Origin of the sequence: Halobacterium noricense (assembly GCF_021233435.1) — an archaeon.
Lineage (GTDB): Archaea > Halobacteriota > Halobacteria > Halobacteriales > Halobacteriaceae > Halobacterium > Halobacterium noricense.
Genome location: NZ_CP089468.1, coordinates 1,723,222 through 1,739,143 on the forward strand (window position 1 = coordinate 1,723,222; position 15,922 = coordinate 1,739,143).

Annotated in this window: 20 protein-coding genes and 1 tRNA gene; 8 read left to right on the forward strand and 13 right to left on the reverse strand. The window is 65.8% G+C overall.

The genetic code is table 11. The features are described from left to right. Positions 1–740 precede the first annotated feature (740 nt). Positions 741–1,853 (reverse strand): pyridoxal-phosphate-dependent aminotransferase family protein, encoded by a 1,113-nt coding sequence (locus LT974_RS09000; protein ID WP_232587342.1) that lies wholly within the window; start codon positions 1,851–1,853, stop codon positions 741–743. A gap of 211 nt (positions 1,854–2,064) precedes the next feature. Between LT974_RS09000 and LT974_RS09005 the strand changes: the two genes are divergently transcribed. Then, the gene (locus LT974_RS09005; protein WP_232587343.1) at positions 2,065–2,625 is read left to right on the forward strand and encodes a GNAT family N-acetyltransferase; all 561 of its coding nucleotides are present in this window, start codon (positions 2,065–2,067) and stop codon (positions 2,623–2,625) included. Here LT974_RS09005 and LT974_RS09010 read toward each other — a convergent pair. From LT974_RS09010 to LT974_RS09020, 3 genes are all read right to left on the reverse strand, one after another. Then, the gene (locus LT974_RS09010) at positions 2,622–2,888 is read right to left on the reverse strand and encodes a hypothetical protein (protein ID WP_232587344.1); all 267 of its coding nucleotides are present in this window, start codon (positions 2,886–2,888) and stop codon (positions 2,622–2,624) included. The two genes, LT974_RS09005 and LT974_RS09010, sit on opposite strands and share 4 nt — an antisense overlap. Next, positions 2,885–3,886, reverse strand: coding sequence for a DUF7490 domain-containing protein (locus LT974_RS09015; protein ID WP_232587345.1), 1,002 nt, complete (start codon positions 3,884–3,886; stop codon positions 2,885–2,887). Before LT974_RS09015 ends, LT974_RS09010 begins: the two co-directional genes overlap by 4 nt. 117 nt (positions 3,887–4,003) lie before the next feature. Further along, entirely contained in the window at positions 4,004–4,381 is a 378-nt protein-coding gene (locus LT974_RS09020; RefSeq protein ID WP_232587346.1) for a putative zinc-binding protein, read from the reverse strand. Between the two features lie 174 nt (positions 4,382–4,555). Here LT974_RS09020 and LT974_RS17755 point away from each other — a divergent pair, with 174 nt between their 5' ends. Further along, positions 4,556–4,678 carry a hypothetical protein gene (locus tag LT974_RS17755; RefSeq protein ID WP_269785367.1) on the forward strand — a complete coding sequence of 41 codons (123 nt, stop codon included), beginning with the start codon at positions 4,556–4,558 and terminating at the stop codon, positions 4,676–4,678. 157 nt (positions 4,679–4,835) lie between these two features. Continuing rightward, on the forward strand, positions 4,836–5,177 hold the full coding sequence (locus LT974_RS09025) for a hypothetical protein (RefSeq protein ID WP_232587347.1): 342 nt from the start codon (positions 4,836–4,838) through the stop codon (positions 5,175–5,177). A 7-nt stretch (positions 5,178–5,184) separates the two neighbouring features. On the opposite strand, the gene LT974_RS09030 is transcribed toward LT974_RS09025, so the two are convergent. Beyond that, the gene (locus tag LT974_RS09030; RefSeq protein ID WP_232587348.1) at positions 5,185–6,900 is read right to left on the reverse strand and encodes a hypothetical protein; all 1,716 of its coding nucleotides are present in this window, start codon (positions 6,898–6,900) and stop codon (positions 5,185–5,187) included. A gap of 66 nt (positions 6,901–6,966) precedes the next feature. Continuing rightward, entirely contained in the window at positions 6,967–7,794 is an 828-nt protein-coding gene (locus LT974_RS09035) for a hypothetical protein (RefSeq protein WP_232587349.1), read from the reverse strand. Between the two features lie 157 nt (positions 7,795–7,951). On the opposite strand from LT974_RS09035, the gene LT974_RS09040 reads away from it, so the two are divergent. Then, positions 7,952–8,152, forward strand: coding sequence for a DUF7835 family putative zinc beta-ribbon protein (locus tag LT974_RS09040; RefSeq protein WP_232587350.1), 201 nt, complete (start codon positions 7,952–7,954; stop codon positions 8,150–8,152). A 77-nt stretch (positions 8,153–8,229) separates the two neighbouring features. Here the strand turns inward: LT974_RS09040 and LT974_RS09045 are convergent, their stop codons facing one another. Both LT974_RS09045 and LT974_RS09050 read right to left on the reverse strand, forming a co-directional pair. Continuing rightward, complete coding sequence (locus tag LT974_RS09045; RefSeq protein WP_232587351.1) at positions 8,230–8,856, reverse strand: class II aldolase/adducin family protein; 627 nt, start codon at positions 8,854–8,856, stop codon at positions 8,230–8,232. Continuing rightward, positions 8,856–9,554: an HAD family hydrolase gene (locus tag LT974_RS09050; RefSeq protein WP_232587352.1), complete on the reverse strand. Its 699-nt coding sequence runs from the start codon at positions 9,552–9,554 to the stop codon at positions 8,856–8,858. The genes LT974_RS09045 and LT974_RS09050 overlap by 1 nt, the downstream gene beginning before the upstream one ends. Before the next feature lie 280 nt (positions 9,555–9,834). On the opposite strand from LT974_RS09050, the gene LT974_RS09055 reads away from it, so the two are divergent. Continuing rightward, the gene (locus tag LT974_RS09055; RefSeq protein ID WP_232587353.1) at positions 9,835–10,380 is read left to right on the forward strand and encodes a DUF7342 family protein; all 546 of its coding nucleotides are present in this window, start codon (positions 9,835–9,837) and stop codon (positions 10,378–10,380) included. Between the two features lie 2 nt (positions 10,381–10,382). Continuing rightward, positions 10,383–10,922 carry a hypothetical protein gene (locus LT974_RS09060; RefSeq protein ID WP_232587354.1) on the forward strand — a complete coding sequence of 180 codons (540 nt, stop codon included), beginning with the start codon at positions 10,383–10,385 and terminating at the stop codon, positions 10,920–10,922. Between the two features lie 173 nt (positions 10,923–11,095). On the opposite strand, the gene LT974_RS09065 is transcribed toward LT974_RS09060, so the two are convergent. After that, positions 11,096–11,329 carry a hypothetical protein gene (locus tag LT974_RS09065; RefSeq protein ID WP_232587355.1) on the reverse strand — a complete coding sequence of 78 codons (234 nt, stop codon included), beginning with the start codon at positions 11,327–11,329 and terminating at the stop codon, positions 11,096–11,098. Positions 11,330–11,458: 129 nt separating this feature from the next. On the opposite strand from LT974_RS09065, the gene LT974_RS09070 reads away from it, so the two are divergent. After that, positions 11,459–12,106, forward strand: coding sequence for a sensor domain-containing protein (locus tag LT974_RS09070; RefSeq protein ID WP_232587356.1), 648 nt, complete (start codon positions 11,459–11,461; stop codon positions 12,104–12,106). A gap of 413 nt (positions 12,107–12,519) precedes the next feature. On the opposite strand, the gene LT974_RS09075 is transcribed toward LT974_RS09070, so the two are convergent. The 4 genes from LT974_RS09075 to LT974_RS09090 form a co-directional block, all read right to left on the reverse strand. Next, a tRNA-Glu gene (locus LT974_RS09075) sits at positions 12,520–12,594 on the reverse strand. Positions 12,595–12,619: 25 nt separating this feature from the next. Beyond that, positions 12,620–12,883, reverse strand: coding sequence for an HNH endonuclease (locus LT974_RS17945; protein WP_408611677.1), 264 nt, complete (start codon positions 12,881–12,883; stop codon positions 12,620–12,622). Between the two features lie 147 nt (positions 12,884–13,030). After that, positions 13,031–13,318, reverse strand: a complete 288-nt coding sequence (locus LT974_RS09085; RefSeq protein WP_232587358.1) for an NUMOD3 domain-containing DNA-binding protein — start codon at positions 13,316–13,318, stop codon at positions 13,031–13,033. Between the two features lie 39 nt (positions 13,319–13,357). Beyond that, entirely contained in the window at positions 13,358–15,325 is a 1,968-nt protein-coding gene (locus LT974_RS09090; RefSeq protein WP_232587359.1) for a 3-hydroxyacyl-CoA dehydrogenase/enoyl-CoA hydratase family protein, read from the reverse strand. A gap of 157 nt (positions 15,326–15,482) precedes the next feature. Between LT974_RS09090 and LT974_RS09095 the strand changes: the two genes are divergently transcribed. After that, complete coding sequence (locus LT974_RS09095) at positions 15,483–15,908, forward strand: hypothetical protein (protein ID WP_232587360.1); 426 nt, start codon at positions 15,483–15,485, stop codon at positions 15,906–15,908. Positions 15,909–15,922 lie beyond the last annotated feature (14 nt).

Sequence of the window (15,922 nt, forward strand, 5' to 3'; positions counted from 1 at the left end):
ATACACTCATTTGACCACAAGAGTGGGGAGCTCACTCCAAGAGAAAAGGTCAGCTCGTAACAAGCAGAAATCTACCTTCAAGGCGAAGAGACGCTCCATTCACGGCAGTGTTCAGATAAGCAGACGAACGTAGCGGAGACGACGTTGCGTTTTGAAAGCCCTCGGCGGTCTCGACCGATGGGAGACTCGCAGTGCTCGTCTCCCGTGGTCTCGTTCGCTGCACTCACGACACTCCCGCGGCTCGCTGTCGCCGACGGGCTATGCCCGCCGGCTGCCTGAGGGAGCTTGCTCCCTCTCTGTCGCCGAAAGAGCGCACAGCGCTCTTTCGAGAGCAGGCGAACGCGAAGCGTTCGCCGCCCTCGCGAATTGCGACGAGAGACGCTCCGCGTCTCTCGGACCACGCGCGTTCGCTCCCGGTGGTCGCTCACGTGCTTACTTCGTCCTCAGAACCCGTCGGGTTCTGATGGGCGCGGAAGACGCGCCGCGTCTTCCGAACGCCGGGGTTCGTCGAGTGGGCGGTCGGCTGCGCCGACCGCCGCAAAACGTGGCGGCGAAGCCGCCACGCGCGCCTCGCCCTTTCAATCCGCCGGAAATCTCCGATTTCCGAGGCCTCGGAAGAGCGTTGCTCTCCCGGCGACCACCAGGGAACCGGGTGATTCGCCGGTTGAAGCTGCATTCAAACGACCCTTATCTGAACACCACCCTTTCCTCCGGAGCGAGCGAGAAGGCAGCGGCAGGCGCTAGAGGCCGGCGACATCCTCGATGGCGTCAGTCAGCGCCTGGATGCTCTCGACGGTGTGCTCGCCCATGTGCCCGATGCGGAACGTCTTCCCGCCGAGCGTCGACCCGTAGCCGTTCGAGAACGCCATGTCGTACTCCTCGGAGACCTCCTCGATGACCGCCGCGATGTCGAGGTCCTGCGTGTTCTCGATGCAGCTCACGGTCTGGGATTCGTAGCCCTCCTCGGGGAAGACGTCGAAGTGCTCGTGCGCCCACTCGCGGGTGTACTCGGCCATCGCCTGGTGGCGCCGGCCGCGCGCGAGATGGCCCTCCTGGAGCATGTGCTTCATCTGCTTGCGGTACGCGAGCATGATGGGAATCGCGGGCGTCGAGTGGGTCTGTCCCTTCCGATCGTAGTAGTCCAGCGAGCGCTGGAAGCCGCCGTACCACGACGCCGAGTCGTTCTCCAGTTCGCGGTCGTAGGCGTCGTCGCTGACGACACAGACCGCCAGCCCCGGCGGCATGGCGAACGCCTTCTGCGTGGACGCGAAGATGACGTCGATGCCGTGCTCGTCGATGTCGACGTAGTCGCCGCCGAGCGCGGAGACGGCGTCGACGACGAAGAACGTGTCCGGGTAGTCGGCGACGACGTCGCCGATTTCCTCGATGGGGTTGCGGACGCCCGTGGAACTCTCGTTCATCACGGTGGCGACGACGTCGTAGTGTTTGTCGCTGGATTCGAGCGCGTCCCGGATGTCGCCGGGCTTGATGGCCTCCCCCCAGTCGTATTCGAGGCGGTCGACGTCCTTCCCGAGTCGCTCGGCGACGTTCGCGTGGCGCTCGCTGAAACTCCCACAGGTCGGCACGAGAATGTTCTCGTCGACGAGGTTCAGCGTCGAGGCCTCCCAGAATTCCGTCCCCGACGCGGTGAGGATGATGACCTCGTTGTCGGTGTCGAGGAACGTCTTCGTGTCCTCGACGATGGTCGTGTAGAGGTCCGTCATCTGGTCCATGCGGTGGCCGAACATCGGCTCGCACATGGCGTCCAGCACCTCGTCACGGACTTCCGTCGGCCCCGGGATGTACAGCGTCTTGTCGTCGTAGTCGCCGGTGTACTCGCGTTTTTCGGTCATGGGAGCGGCTGAATAGCGACTCCTTCACAGCAACACGGGATGTGTGTTTTGATAGAGTCCACACTGGCCGGCTGTGTCGCCCCCGATGGCCCCGCAGTCTGGCGTTTCCCAGAAATTTGGAACCGTACCCCGCTTTTCCGAGGGTAGCCGGCGTACTCGAAGGTGACGGAGACGTACAGCGCCGCCCACGACCACCCGCGAACACTCCACCATGCCACCGAACACGACGCGGACGGCCGACGCCCCCGCCGGACGCATCGGCACCGAGCAACCCCCGCGGTCCGACGACCGATTCCCCGTCCCGCCCGTCGCGTTCCGCGACGACGAGGGCCGACGCATCTCCATTCGTACGGCCGACGCCGACGACTTCGACGCGCTGGCGGCGATGTACGACGACTTCCACGCCGAGAGCCGCGCCCAGCAGATTCCACCGGTCGACGAACGCCGCCGCCGCGACTGGCTCGAGACGCTGCTCGCGGACGGCTGGGACGTCGCCGCGTACCACGAGGACGCGCCGGTCGGCCACGCGTCGCTCGTCCCCATCGACGAGTCGACGGCGGAACTGGCTATCTTCGTCGCGCCCGGCTACCAGCTCGCCGGCATCGGCTCCCGGCTCCTCCGGACGCTGCTGGGCTACGGGAGCGCCCACGGCGTCGAGGGGGTCTGGCTGACCGTCGATCGGACGAACCGCGTCGCGCTGAACCTCTACCGGTCGATCGGGTTCACGGCGGTCGGTGGGGGTGCCGAACACGAGATGGAACTGGACCTCTAACCGGAGAGTTCGCGGACGACCAGCGATATGCCGAGCCCGGCCGCGAGCAGGACGACGAGGTTGAACGCGGCGCGGAACAGCGAGCGGAAGTCGGGGCCGATCCACTGGCCGATGGCGGCGTTCGCGCTCGTGTAGAACTGGAAGAGCGCGACGACCGCGAGTACGCCCAACACGAGCAGTGTCCCGCGGAGCAGGAGGTCGCGGACGTCGCGTCCATCGTCGGCCGGTTCGTCGGTCGGTGCGGAGTCAGGTTCGTCGGTCATGAGCGTGTCCTCCAAGTGATGGCTGCGCCGATTGCGAGCGCGACGACCGCAAGCACGGGCCCGAACCCGGGGACGCCACCACCGGTACTCCCCTCACTGTCAGGCGTCGGCTGTGGCTGGTCTTGGCCGTCCGTTTGCTCGAAGTCCTCGACTTGGAGGCCGACGTCGCGGACGGTCGTGTTGGCCTCGATGCGTTCCTGCGGGTCGAGGTTCGCCGCGCTACGCGCCGCGTCCACGATAACGCCGTTCTTGCGGAGGACCGCGTCGAGGTAGTAGTTGTAGCCGGCGGGCACGGTGACCGTCGTGCTCGGGGCGACGGTTTCACCGGGCGCGACCTCCGAGACGGGGATGGTCGTGCGCGCCGCGACGATGTTCGACTCGGCCTGCCGCACGATTAGCTCGACCGTGACGGGGCCGGACGAGGCCGCACCACTGTTCGTGAGGTACGTCGAGACGTCCAGTGCCGTCCGATTGGGGCCAGCGTCGGTGACGGAGTACTGAATCGACGGGAGCCCGGCGGCGAAGTCGTGGAACGCCGCGCGGCCGCCCGCTTGCACGGTGCTGACGCCGCGAACGGTCTTCGAAATCGTGCCGACTCGCTGGTCGTCGCTGTACAGCACGGTCTCGATGCGGTAGCCGCCCTCGCGGGCGACCGAGACGTTGACCTCGACGGGGACCTCCCTGTCGCCGGAGATCGTATCGACGTCGACCCTCCGAGTCGTCTCGACGAGACCGGAGTCGAGGTCGACGGCGCGCACGAGAACGCTGACGTTCTCGGACGTGCCGCCGTAGTGTTGGAGGTACGACGTCACTCCCAGCGTGACCGTTCCCCCGGAGACGCCGTTGGTGGCTAACGTCACTTCCTGAATGTTGGCGCGGCCGGGACGGACGTCCTCGGGTTCGCGGTCGGCGAACACGCCGGGGACGGCGACCATCGTCACTGCGGAGGCGACGAGCAGCACCGCGATTCCCGCGGCCAAGACACGTTCCCGGCGCATAGCTGACAGCTTCACGCAACACCGGCAAGGGTCTTGTGGTGAGCTCGACCACGGAACGACGGCGACAGCAGTCTACGTGAAGCGGCGCGCGCTCGACGACGAATGCGAAACGTTGGCCTAGGGCGTCGGGGTGAGCTGTTCGACTTCCCGCACGAGGTCGTCGTAGAGGTCCTCGGCTTGCTCGTCGTCGTAGTCCGTGTGGTACTCCTTGGGGACGCCGCGCTCGGCGAGGTTGACGTGGCGGTCCGGGGTGACGTCGTGCTGTTCGAGGCTCTTGCGCGCACACTCCAGCGGGCAGCCGTCGACGACGAGCATCGGCCGGCCGGACGTCGCGGTGGTCACGAGCGGCGGGACGTCGCTGCCGACGCCCGCGATACAGGACATCTCCGCGACGCGCTCGCGGTCGAGTCTCACCGCGAGGTCGTTGGCCATCTGGGCGGCGCTCGAACAGCCCGAACACGAGTACACCAGCGGCAGATCGTCGTAGTCGGTCATCACGACACCGTTCGCAGGTCTATGACGAAAGGTATCCCCCGAAATTGTTCGCCTGCGAGCCGGGCGACAGTTTGGTGCGAGGACACACACCTCGACAAAACTTATTGTACAGGGGCAAAATTGACGAATCGACAGCGGCTCGGAGCGACCGAGCCCACACCGGGTGACACACCGATGACCACCACACTCCACGCACCGGACGCCCGCTCGATTAGCGGGTCGTCTGGGTTCTCCGTGGGGTTCGTGGTCGCCGGCTATCGCCCGAACGCGCAGTCCGCGTCCACCCTCGCCGCGTGAAGCGGCACCGAACCCCCGGGGAGGACGCGGCTGCCGTCCGCAACTACGGCACGACTGTGTCTTCTCCGTGGGTCGAGTGGTGAGCGCGGGCTGTCGCTCCCGACAGCCCGTGGACGCCGGCCTCGCCGGCACCGAGTTCGACTCTCGGCGGGAGCCTATGGCAACTGCCAGTCAGCAGGTCCGCCTCGTCGCGGACCTCACCATGCACGTACCGCGCGACACCGCCGGCGACCTGGAGTGCGGCGCAGCGAGCGTCGTCGAGGGTGTCGACGTCGTCACCAGCGTCGAAGGAGTCGACGTCACCGACCTCCGGCCGCGACTGAACGACCTCCAAATCGACGCGACCGTCACCGTCGCCGTGGAGACGCCCGCGGACGAGGACAGCGAAGCCGCGGGCCGAGGCGCGTTAGCCGACGGCTTCGGCGTCGACGCGGTCGAACACGTCCGCGTCGACCACGCACAGGGTGGCGCGGAGACGCCCGTCTTGGAGCACGGCTAAGCCAGAATCAGCGGTAGTGGGGCTCGCTGTCCCGGCCCGGCACGCCGGGGTCGTCTGGAAGTGCATCGCCGCGTTCGTCCGGGAGGACGCCGGGGTCCGCGCTCCCGACGGCACCCGGATCCGTCTCTGTGAGCGAGTCGTGGAGGTTCGGGATGTCTTCGAGGCTAGGCCCGGCCTCGGGGTCCGGCCGGAGCACGGGCTGTGGGCGAACGCTCTCCTCGCGACTTTCGCCGCCAGTTTCGTCGTCGGCAGCCTCGGCGTCGTCGAGTTTGGCTTCGATGCGGGCGACTGAGCGCTCGAACTCGACTGAGTCGTAGTGGTCGAGTGCGGCTTCGAGGTGCGCGAGGCGGTCGCTGTCGTCGTCGGCGGCGATGGCGCGGCGCTCGTGGCGCTGGCCGGCGAGGTGGTCGTGCATCTCCGCAAACCGGTCGTCGGGTACGCCCTGCTCGCGGAGGTCCGCGAGCGCGTCGTCGAGAACGGCGACAGCGCGCTCGTGGTCGCCGGTCGTCGATAGCATGTTCGACCGCACGACTGCGTGGCTGTACGTCGGCTCCCACGGGTCCAGGAACGAGTGCGATTCGGCGACCTCGCGGGCGGTCTCGAAGTGCGCGAGCGCGAGCGCGTGGTTGCGCTTGCTGCGGTGGCGGTGGGCTGCCGCGCGGGCGCGCTCGTAATCCGCGTGACCCGCGACCCACTCCAAGTCGATAGTTCGGGCGGCCGCAGCAGCGCCCTCGTGGAGGAGTTCGTCCGCGCGCGAGTCCGAGCGACCGACCTCGCCCGTCCAGTAGAGCGCGTTCGCCAGCACGTACGCGAACGTCGGGAACGACTCGCTGGCTGCCGGGAGGACCGCGTCGCGCCACGCCGCGCCGCGGTCCCAGTAGTCAGCGCGCTCGGCAGCGGCCTTTGCGTCATCGAAGTCGGCGTGGTCGGTGTTGGCGGCACGGCGCGCGGCGGCCTGTTTCGCGTCCCGGACGCCGACGGTGCGCGCGACCTGCGCGAGGTAGTGCGCGAGAAATCTGCCGTCGTCGCGCTCGGCGAGCAGCGGTAACTCGTAGCCGAGGTCCGAGAGGAAGCGCCGCATCTCGCCGGCGGTGTCGTGGGCGACCGCGGTCGCGTCCGCGAGCGCGTCCAATACGGTCACGTCGCCGATGGCGTCGACTGCGTCCAGTCGTTCGACCAGCGCCTCGAACTCGTCGGCAGTAGCGACCGGCGGGCCCGCGGCGGTCGTCGCGGCAATTCTCACGAGGTCGTAACGGGTCGCGTGGAGGTCGTCGGACGCACCCTCGCTCGCGGTGGCGAGTGCGTCCACGAGCGCGGTGAACCCTTCGACGTCGAGGAACGGTCCAGAGGCGAGCACGAGCGCGACCGGGGAGTGCGCAGCCGCGAGCAGGTCGTGTGCGGACGCTTCGTCGCCGTCGATGGCGGCCGTGAGTCGGTCGTCGAACGTCGGGCCGGGAAGGCGGAAGGCGACCTGAGCCCCACTAGTTCGGAGTCGGGCGCGCGCGAGGCCGGCACCGTCGTGGACGGTTACCCACAGGGTTTCGTCTTCCCACGTGGTTTCGCAGCCCGTCGCCGTGGAGACAGTAGCATCGGCTGCTGCCGGGACGGAGAGCGTGTAGCGACGCTGGGGGTCGCCGTCGGCGAGCTCGTGGTCGCCGGCGACCCGCGTGACAGTGACGGAGCCGCCCGGAGTCGGGCGGGTCCAGCGGAAGCGCCGCGTCATTACACCGGCGTAGGGGCCGGCGTGGCTTCAGGGCACGGATTCCACACCACACGTCCGCAATCCGAGTTACGCGGCGTCCAGCAGCCGACGGGCGCGGTCCGCCGCGGCTGACTCGAACGCCTCGACGTCGATGGGCGCGTCGTCGCCGTAGAGGCGAGCGTGCTCCTCGCGTGCGAGCAGTTCCAGCACGCGGTCCACGACCTCGTCGATGCCAGCCGCGGGGTCGCCGGCAGCGGCCTCGCGGGCACGCTCGACGCGAGCGTCGGTGACGAACCGCTCGGCGAGGTCCGTGGGGTCGGCGTCGAACGCAACTGGCTCCGGCGGCTCCAGCGAGTCCGCGTGGCGGACGGCGCGGTCGCCGGTCTTGTTCCGGACGAGCACGCCCGCTGCGGAGCCATCGCGCCACGACGACTCGGGAAGGGGGTAGTCGGCCGGGTCGAAGTCCGTACCCCGAACCTCCTTCGCAACGGCCGGCAGTGGCGTCAGACCGAGGCGGTCGTAGAGTGTCTCTGTGGCGTCCGGGGGGAGGAATCGGTCGTCGCCGGCGTGGTAGGCGTCGAAGCCGAGGAACCCGGGGAGCGTCGCCCACTCGTAGTCGAGGGGCTGCTGGCGGGTGGCGGTGCCGTAGAAGACCGCCGATTCGACGTCGTCGAGCGCGGCGCGGAGCGCGTCCCGGTCGAAGCGCTCGCGGACGTGCCGGACGGCGTGGCGGTAGCCCGGCGGCACGTCGTCGGGGTCGAAGACGCGGTCGGCGTCGCCGAAGCGGAGGAGGCCGGATTTACGGAGTTGCACGCGGAGCGGGCCGCCACACACCCACTCCTGAATCCAGAGGTGGCCGTCGAACAGCGACGGCGGAGCGTCCGCGACGGTCGGGAGCGGCGGGAACGCGTGCATTCCCTGACGGTAGCGACTCCGCCGGGGTAAGCGTTCGGTCGAGGTTGACGCGGTTCGAATGTAGTACGTGTGCATGACACACGTCGGTAGCCGCCTAATCACTTAGGCATACATCCAAAGGGAGTACAGTAGTATTGTTTAGGTGAGGTCTGGTCCGATGGCGAGCAAGAACATCCAATCCGACGGCATCGTCGAACAGTGCTCGGAGTGCGGGCGAGAGCGACCCCACGAGGTGTCTATCGACATCCTCACGGAGAGCAACGACGAGCAGAACGCGGAGTTCTCGCGCGAGCCCTACCGGGTCTCGGAGTGTAAGGCCTGCGGCACCACCACCAAAACCCGGATGAACAACGCGTAGCGGTGGAGTACGAGCTGCGAACCGCGGGGTCGTCCACCCCGCCGCGACCGACCGCTTCTACCGGCCGGCTGTGACCACTACTGGCCGTAGGACTGGAACTTCTCCTCGACAGCCGCTAGCTGCTCGTCGCTGAGTTCCTCGGGCGTCCCGTGTTGGCGCGCCTGCAAGTACACCCGACAGAGGTTCTCCACGACGAACGTGTTCTCGACCGCCGACGCGAGGTCGTCGCCGGTAACGACGAGCCCGTGGTGGGCCAAGATGCAGGCCTGTGACTCGGCAGCCTCCATCTCCTCGACGACCAACTCCGCCAGGTCGTCGGTGCCGTACGGCGCGTAGTCCGCGACCGGCACTTTCCGCCCGACCGCCGTAATCATGTAGTGAATCGGCGGGAGTTCCTCGCCGAGCACCGCGAGCGTCGTCGCCCACGTCGAGTGCGTGTGGACGATTGCGCCCGCGTCAAGCCGCTGATAGATGCCGGTGTGCATCGGCACCTCGCTAGTCGGCTTCATCTCCCCGGCGACGACCTCGCCGTCCAGGGACACCACCGGGACGTCCGCAGGGTCGAACTCGTCGTAGGGGACGCCAGTCGGCGTCGCGGCGAACCGGTCGCCGCGGCGCACGCTCAGGTTCCCCGTGCGCCCGGGAGTCAGTTCCGCCAGCGTCGGTGCGTGGTCGACGACCGCGACGCGTTCACGAGCGAGCATTACAGTACCACAGCTAAGACCTCGCTGAACGCATCAATCTGGTGGTCGGGCTGGCGATAGCCGGTCTCGCCGTCTGCCTCGCCGTTGAACAACACCGTCGTCAGCCCCACCGCGTTCCCGCCCTCGATGTCCGATTCGACGTCGTTGCCGACCATCACGGCCTCGCTCGGTCGCCGGTCGAGCTGCGCGAGCGGCAGCGTGAACATGTCGCTGGCGGGCTTCTCGCGGCCGGTTTCCTCGGAGGTCAACACGAGGTCGACGTGCTCCTCGATGCCGAGCGCGTCGATTTTCTCCATCTGGATGCGCGTCGTGAGGTTGCTCACGATGGCGACGTCCACGCCACCCGTCTGCAGTTCCGCGAGCGTCTCCCGCACGCCGTCGAACAGCTCCATCTCCTCGACGTACGTCCCCCAGTACGCCTCCCCGAGCGCGAGCGCGTCCCGCGAGTGGTGGGTGCCCGTGTGGATTTCCAGCGCGCGCTTGAAGTAGAGGAACCGCTCGTGGGCCGAAGCCATCCCCGCGAGTTCGCGTTTCACCTCGCGACGGCTCTCCATGTAGAGGTTGTCGAACGCCTCCCGCGAGACGTCGTAGCCCAACTCGCGGGCCTTCCGAAACGCCGCCGCCTTCCCCGCCTCGTTGCACTCCGGATACGAGTAGAGGGTGTCGTCGAGGTCGAAGAACACCGCCTCGTAGCTCATACCACCGGGTTCGCCCGAGCGCGTGTTAGCAGTCACGGTCGTGCAGCCGTTCGTCTACTCGCGGAAACGGTACCGTTCGGTTGACGTCCTCCTCCGCGTAAAGGCGGAGGGAGATGTCAATTATGCAGGTGGATGCCTGAAACTGGAAGGGCTGAATCGGTAAGCAGGGGTGCAATTAGAATGGTCGGGGGCAATATTCACGATTCGTCGCAGCTAGTGTAGTGGAATTATATCCAACCCAGTCCAAAGGTATACGATACTGGGGACGTTACAGGAATCTATGACTGACGAACAGCGCGACGTCTGGAGTGATGACCTAGACAGTGAGGATCGTGTTCGAAGGGTTGCAGACACGCTGACGCAGCCGCGGAGCGCGTCCTGGGTTGCCGACCAAGCAGCGGTCAACTACAAGACCGCACGCAAATACCTCGAAAAACTCGCCGGCGATGCTCGCCTCCAAACGACCGAACGCGACCAGACGACACTGTACTACCCCAATCCTCGGACGGAGTTCTTCGACGAACTTGATGAGCTAGTCAGCCAGCATACCAAAGACGAACTCACTGCGGAACTAGCCGCGATGAGCGACCGGATCGAAGACTGGCAAACGACCTACGACGTTGCGGATCCCGACGAGCTCCGGACGACCATCGACGAGTCGCTGAGCGTCGCCGAGCGCCGCGAACGCGAGCACGTCGTCGATGACTGGGAGTACACCCAACAGATGCGGATGTTGGTGCGGCACGCCATCCGACTTTACGACGACCTCCAGCAGTTCACCGCGACGAACTCCCCGCAGCGAGCGGAAGCCGCTGGGGACGAGTAGCGATGCCTGGCGACGAGTGGCCGGTCTCCTTCGATGGCGGGAATCCACGAACCCGGAAAGGCATTCTCCGCCAGCTGAACGAACGCCTGAAACGTGAACCCGGCATCGAGTACACGCGCTTCGAACCCGGGACAATTGCCCCAACCGAACTCCGTGCCGCCGTGAAGCCGCCGCAACTCCTCGGGGTGGAATACCTCACACCAGTTGCCACACTTTCGATTCGGTGGTCGCCGCGACCATCCGGGAACGACCACTTTGCTATCCAGTGGTTTGAGCAGCCCGAGCAGGAGCGGACACCGTCTTCCGATGATGGCCGTAATTCGACGCTTCCGGAGGGGTATACGTTGAGTTGTGGCTGGCATCAAGACGATCACTGCAACGAACTTGACGAGGCACACTTCCAGGAAGAATATCCGAGCGGGCGAACCGAACGGTATGGGGTATCGTTTGGTGATCAACATCCAGTGTGGGTTCTCAGTACGTGCCTGGCTGCACTTCCGGACCGACTCACCAGCTTTCGAAACCGTCTCAACACCCAGTAGCGGCCGTCTGTCGATGCGACGAATCAGGCGTTCATCTGACCGGCAGTTCACGAATACGGTCTACGTTGGCCGTCTCACGCCCTAAAGGGCGATTCGTTCAGTAGTCGAGCGAACGCCCTTCGCGCCTGTGTTGATGGCGGTATTTTCGTGGGATTGCGTCGGGGTGATGCGGTTCAGTTATCGCGTCGTTCTTCCTCGATTTCTTCTGCTTGCTTGCTTATTTTGGTGAGTTCACGGACTCGCTGGCTGTCCGATCCACCGTGGCCGATTCGGACGGACAAGTCCAACGGGGACGGAACAAAGCGACCCTCGGCTTCCTCCTCGCCGGATTCTTCACCTGATTCCTCGTCGGATTCCTCACCTCCTCTGAATAAGGAGAGGAACACCTCCCAAACACTGAGGGCCATATACGACACCCATGAGTTGTTGGAGGATAAGTGTTCATGTGCTTTCATTAGTGGGGCCAATTAATCGGTGGCTCACCTGTATTGAGCCGCGGACGGCATTTTTGTGTCCACGGGCAGAATCGGTTCGTGATGAGTACGACTCGCGCGCCCGTCGACCGCCTCCGGTCGTTCGTCGGCGTGCTCGGCGACCGACGAACCTACCGCCGGATTCTCTACTTGCTCGCGGCGATTCCGCTCGGCTTCCTCTACTACGTCGTCCTCGCGTTCGGGTTCGTGTTCGGCGTCGCGCTCGCCGTGTTCGTCGTCGGCATCCCCATCCTACTGGCGACGCTGCTGGTCGCACGCCTGCTCACGGAGGGAGAACGCCGGCTCGCGAACGCGCTCCTCGATACCGATATCGCCCCCCGCGACGGCTTGCCGTCGCTCCCCGAGGACGGCGTGCTCGAGGTTGTCAGCGCGCTCGTCCGCTCGGACACGACGTGGCGCAGCGTCGCCTTCCTCGTCGTGAAGTCGCTGGTCGGCTTCCTCACGTGGCTGTTCGTCCTCCTCGCCGGCGTCGGCGCGCTCGTGCTCCTCCTCGCCCCGCTCGGCGGCACCGCCACCATCCTCGACGTCTGGACCATCGACACCCTCGCGGAGCGACTGCTCGCGTTCCCACTCGGCGTCCTGCTCGCGCTCACCGCCGTGCACGTGCTCGTCGCCGCAGCCGACCAGACCGGGGACATCGCGGTCGCGCTCCTCGGGAATGGCAGTGTTCAGATAAGCAGACGAAAGTAGCGGAGACGACGTTGCGTTTTGAAAGCCCTCGGTGGTCTCGACTCCCGCGGCTCGCTGCGCGCGTTCGCTCCCGTTGGTCGCTCACGTGCTTACGTCGCCGGGGTTCGTCGAGACCGCCTCGCCCTTTCAATCCACCAGGAAATCGGCTGGTTCGCCGGCTGAAGCTGTGTTCAGATGAATCCTTATCTGAACACCGCCTCGCGAGTGAAGAATAGGTTCGAAACCTGCCTTCGACGTACACGACAGAACCACACGAGCAGCGACACGCGCGTCGCTGCTCGGTGTGAGCAGTAGAGTAGTGCTCGGTCAGGGATTTGAACCGATACCAGACGTGCTCGCTCACTACGTTCGCTGCGCGCGACTGGTAGGCTTCGAACCCTTCGCTGCGCGCTTTCCTCACTTCGTTCGAAAAGTGCTCGGTCAGGGATTTGAACCCTGGTCGTGGGCTCGAAAGGCCCGCATGATTGGCCGGACTACACCAACCGAGCGTTCGCATTCGCATCGAACGCCCGCTTACTTATAAATCTCTCCAATTTCGTCGGGGATGGCGTCGTGTGGCACGGGGGACTCGACGGAGCCGTGTTCGGCTTTACCGTGACACGGCTTGCAAAGGACTACGAGATTTTCGAGGACGTGCGCGTCAGCGATCTCAACACTATCTATAGCACGAAAGATTCGAACTGGAACGATATGGTGCACTTCGAGACGGTGCTCGGACCCATCGTGACCACACTGCTGGCAGACTTCGTCGCGCTCCCGAGCAGCGTCCCGCGCCACTGCCCATCTTTACCATAGCGCCGACTGTAGCCACCCCGCCAGTTTGGATTCGCTTTGCCAGCCGTAGCTTCACTCATACGTCGTCGTGTCCGTTCACTTCGGCTCGTTCCACGAATCGCCGCTGCAATCTTCGCACGTGTTTCCTCGTCAACGCTGTTCCCTTCGTGAGCGACCGACATTCTTACGCGTTCTCGCATCGAACGTCCGGCCTCGGAGCGATGTTGCAATCTGTCGCTTGGTCTCTTCGTCGCGTTCTTGCCCGTAGAGGCCGTGGTTTTCTCCTTTCACGTCTCGCGTCTCGATATCGTATTCCTGCATCCACTTGCGGATGCAGCTCGGGGTAACATCGCATTCATCGGCGATTTCGGCTTGTGTGCAGCCGTCGTCGTGGTAGCGGCTGCGTAGCCAGGATTCGTCGCGATACTGGCGGGCCATACGCTGGATTTGGTTGTGCTTGTTGAACGCGCTCTTGGATTATTCGCCTTTGAAGTCGGGGTCGCGGTCGCTCGTGAACGCCGCGATGCCCTCCATGAGGTCCTGGGTGTTCATCAGTTGGCCGAACGCCTGCGCCTCGGATTCGAGGCCGGCGTCCGTGGAGTCGCGGCCCGCGAGCATCGCGCGCTTCGTGTACTTCTGGGCGATTGGCGGGCCGGCGGCGAGGTCGCGGGCGAGCTCCCACGCACGGTCGTCGAGTTCGTCGTTGACGACGACTTCGTTCACGAAGCCGTACGCCTCCAGTTCCGCGGCGTCGTAGCGCTCGGCGGTGAAGATGATTTCTTTCGCGCGGCCCTCGCCGACGATGTGCTTGAGGCGCTGGGTGCCGCCCCAGCCCGGCATCAGGCCGAAGTTGTGCTCGGGCTGGCCGAGTTCGCTGCGCTCGCTGGCGACGCGGAGGTCCGCACAGGTCGCCAGCTCCATCCCGCCGCCGAGACAGTAGCCGTCGATGCCGGCGACAACGGGCGTGTCCGCGGCTTCGAGCTTCCCGAACGTCTGCTGGCCCTTCCGAGAGAGTTCGACCACGTCGATTGGGTCGGCGCTGCCCGCCATCGACGTGACGTCCGCGCCCGCGGAGAACGCCTTCTTGCCGGCACCCGTGAGGAGGATAGCGCGCACCTCGTCGTCCGCGTCGAGTTTGTCGACGGCGTCCGCGAGTTCGCCGAGGAGGTCCTCGCTGATGGTGTTCATGCGGTGCGGGCGGTCGAGTTCGACGTGCCCGACGTTGTCCTCGACGGTCACAGCGAGGGTCTCGTAGGACGCGGCCTCCTCCTCGGCTTCCGCGCCGTAGAACCCCTCGCCGGATTCCGCGAGGCGTTCGAGTTCGTCGGCGGGCTCGTAGCGCGCCGCGCTGGTCTCCTCGTGGCGGTCGGCGAGCGTCTCGCAGAGGTGTTCGATGCCAGCTTCATCGGCCATCTTCGCGGGGCCCTCGGGGTAGCCCGCGCCGAGCTGGACGGCTTCGTCGATTTCTGCGGGGTCGGCGACGTCGTTGCCGACGAGCTTCGCGACCTCGTTGGCCATCACGGCGACGAGGCGGTCCGCGACGTCCTCGCGGATTTCGTCGGTCGGAACGTCCGCGCCGCCGTCCTCGTAGTCGTAGAACCCCTGCCCGGTCTTCTTTCCGAGGTCCTCGGCTTGGACCTTCTCGACGAGCAGCGGGCACGGTTCGTAGGCCTCGCCGAGCACGCCCTGCATGTAGTCGAGGACGTCGTAGGAGACGTCGATGCCGACCTGGTCGGCGAGCTCGAACGCGCCCATCGGCAGCCCGAGGTCGTACTTCGTCGTGGAGTCGACTTCCTCGATGGTGGCGACGTCGTCGTGGACGAGCCACGCGGCCTCGTTCAGCAGCGGGACGAGCACGCGGTTGACGATGAAGCCGGGCGAATCCTTGCGGACGCGCACCGGCGTCTTCCCCATCTCCTCGGCGAGGTTCTCGGTGAGGTCGAGCACGTTCTCGTCAGAGTGCTCGCCGGCGATGACCTCCACGAGCTGCATCCGCACGGGCGGGTTGAAGAAGTGCATCCCGCAGAACCGCTCGGGGCGTTCAGTGACTTCCGAGAGCTCCGTAATCGAGAGACTGGACGTGTTCGTCGCGAACACTGCATGGTCGGGCGCGTGCTGTTCGAGTTCCCGATAGACGTTCTGCTTGATGTCCATCTTCTCCGGGACGGCCTCGACGACGAAGTCCGCGTCCTCGACGGCCTTCTCCAGGTCCACGATAGGGGTGACGCGGTCGAGGGCGGCCTCGGCTTCGGCCTCCCCGATTTGGTCGTTCTCCGCGAGCTTCCCCAGCGACCACTCGATTTGCTCGTAGCCGTTCTGCACGAACTCCGCTTTGATGTCGCGGAGGTTCACGTCGAAGCCCGCCAGCGCCGCCACCTCGGCGATGCCGTGGCCCATGTTCCCAGCACCCAGCACCGCGATGGTCTCGATGTCATCAACGTCCATGGTAGTACACCCTCCGGGCGGCCCGTTGAAGCTTTCCCATTTGTCGGGTGTGAACGCCTCACGGGTTTACAGGCGTGGAAACTGGCACCTCGAGGAGGAGATACAGACCGGTGCGGAGGCACAACGCACTTGCCGGCAGTCCGAAAACCAACCAGTCGTGAACACGCAGCAACGCGCCGCCGCCCTCGGCCTCCTCGTCGGACTCGCCCACACCGCGATGCGGCTGTTCGTCCTCGAATCGGTCACGGTCGGCTTCACGACCGCGACCGTACAGTTGATCCTCCAGTCGCTCGTCTCCACGCTGCTGTCGCTGGCCGTAATTCCCGGCCTGGCGCTGTACGGCGCGTGGCAGATGGACAGTCACGAATCGCCAATCCGACTCGCGACGCTCGTCGGTGCCGGCGCGGGCGTCGCCGTGGTCGTCAGCTACCCGCTGCTCACTGCCGCGAGCGTCGGTGCGCCGTTCGCGGAGGCGCTCGGGATTCGCCTGTTCGGCCCCTACCTCGTGAACGCGGTCTCGCCCGCAGTGTACAGCGGCGTCGCGGCGCTCGCGGGGTTCCTGCTCGCGCAGCGAAACCTGTAGATTCCCGCAGCGAC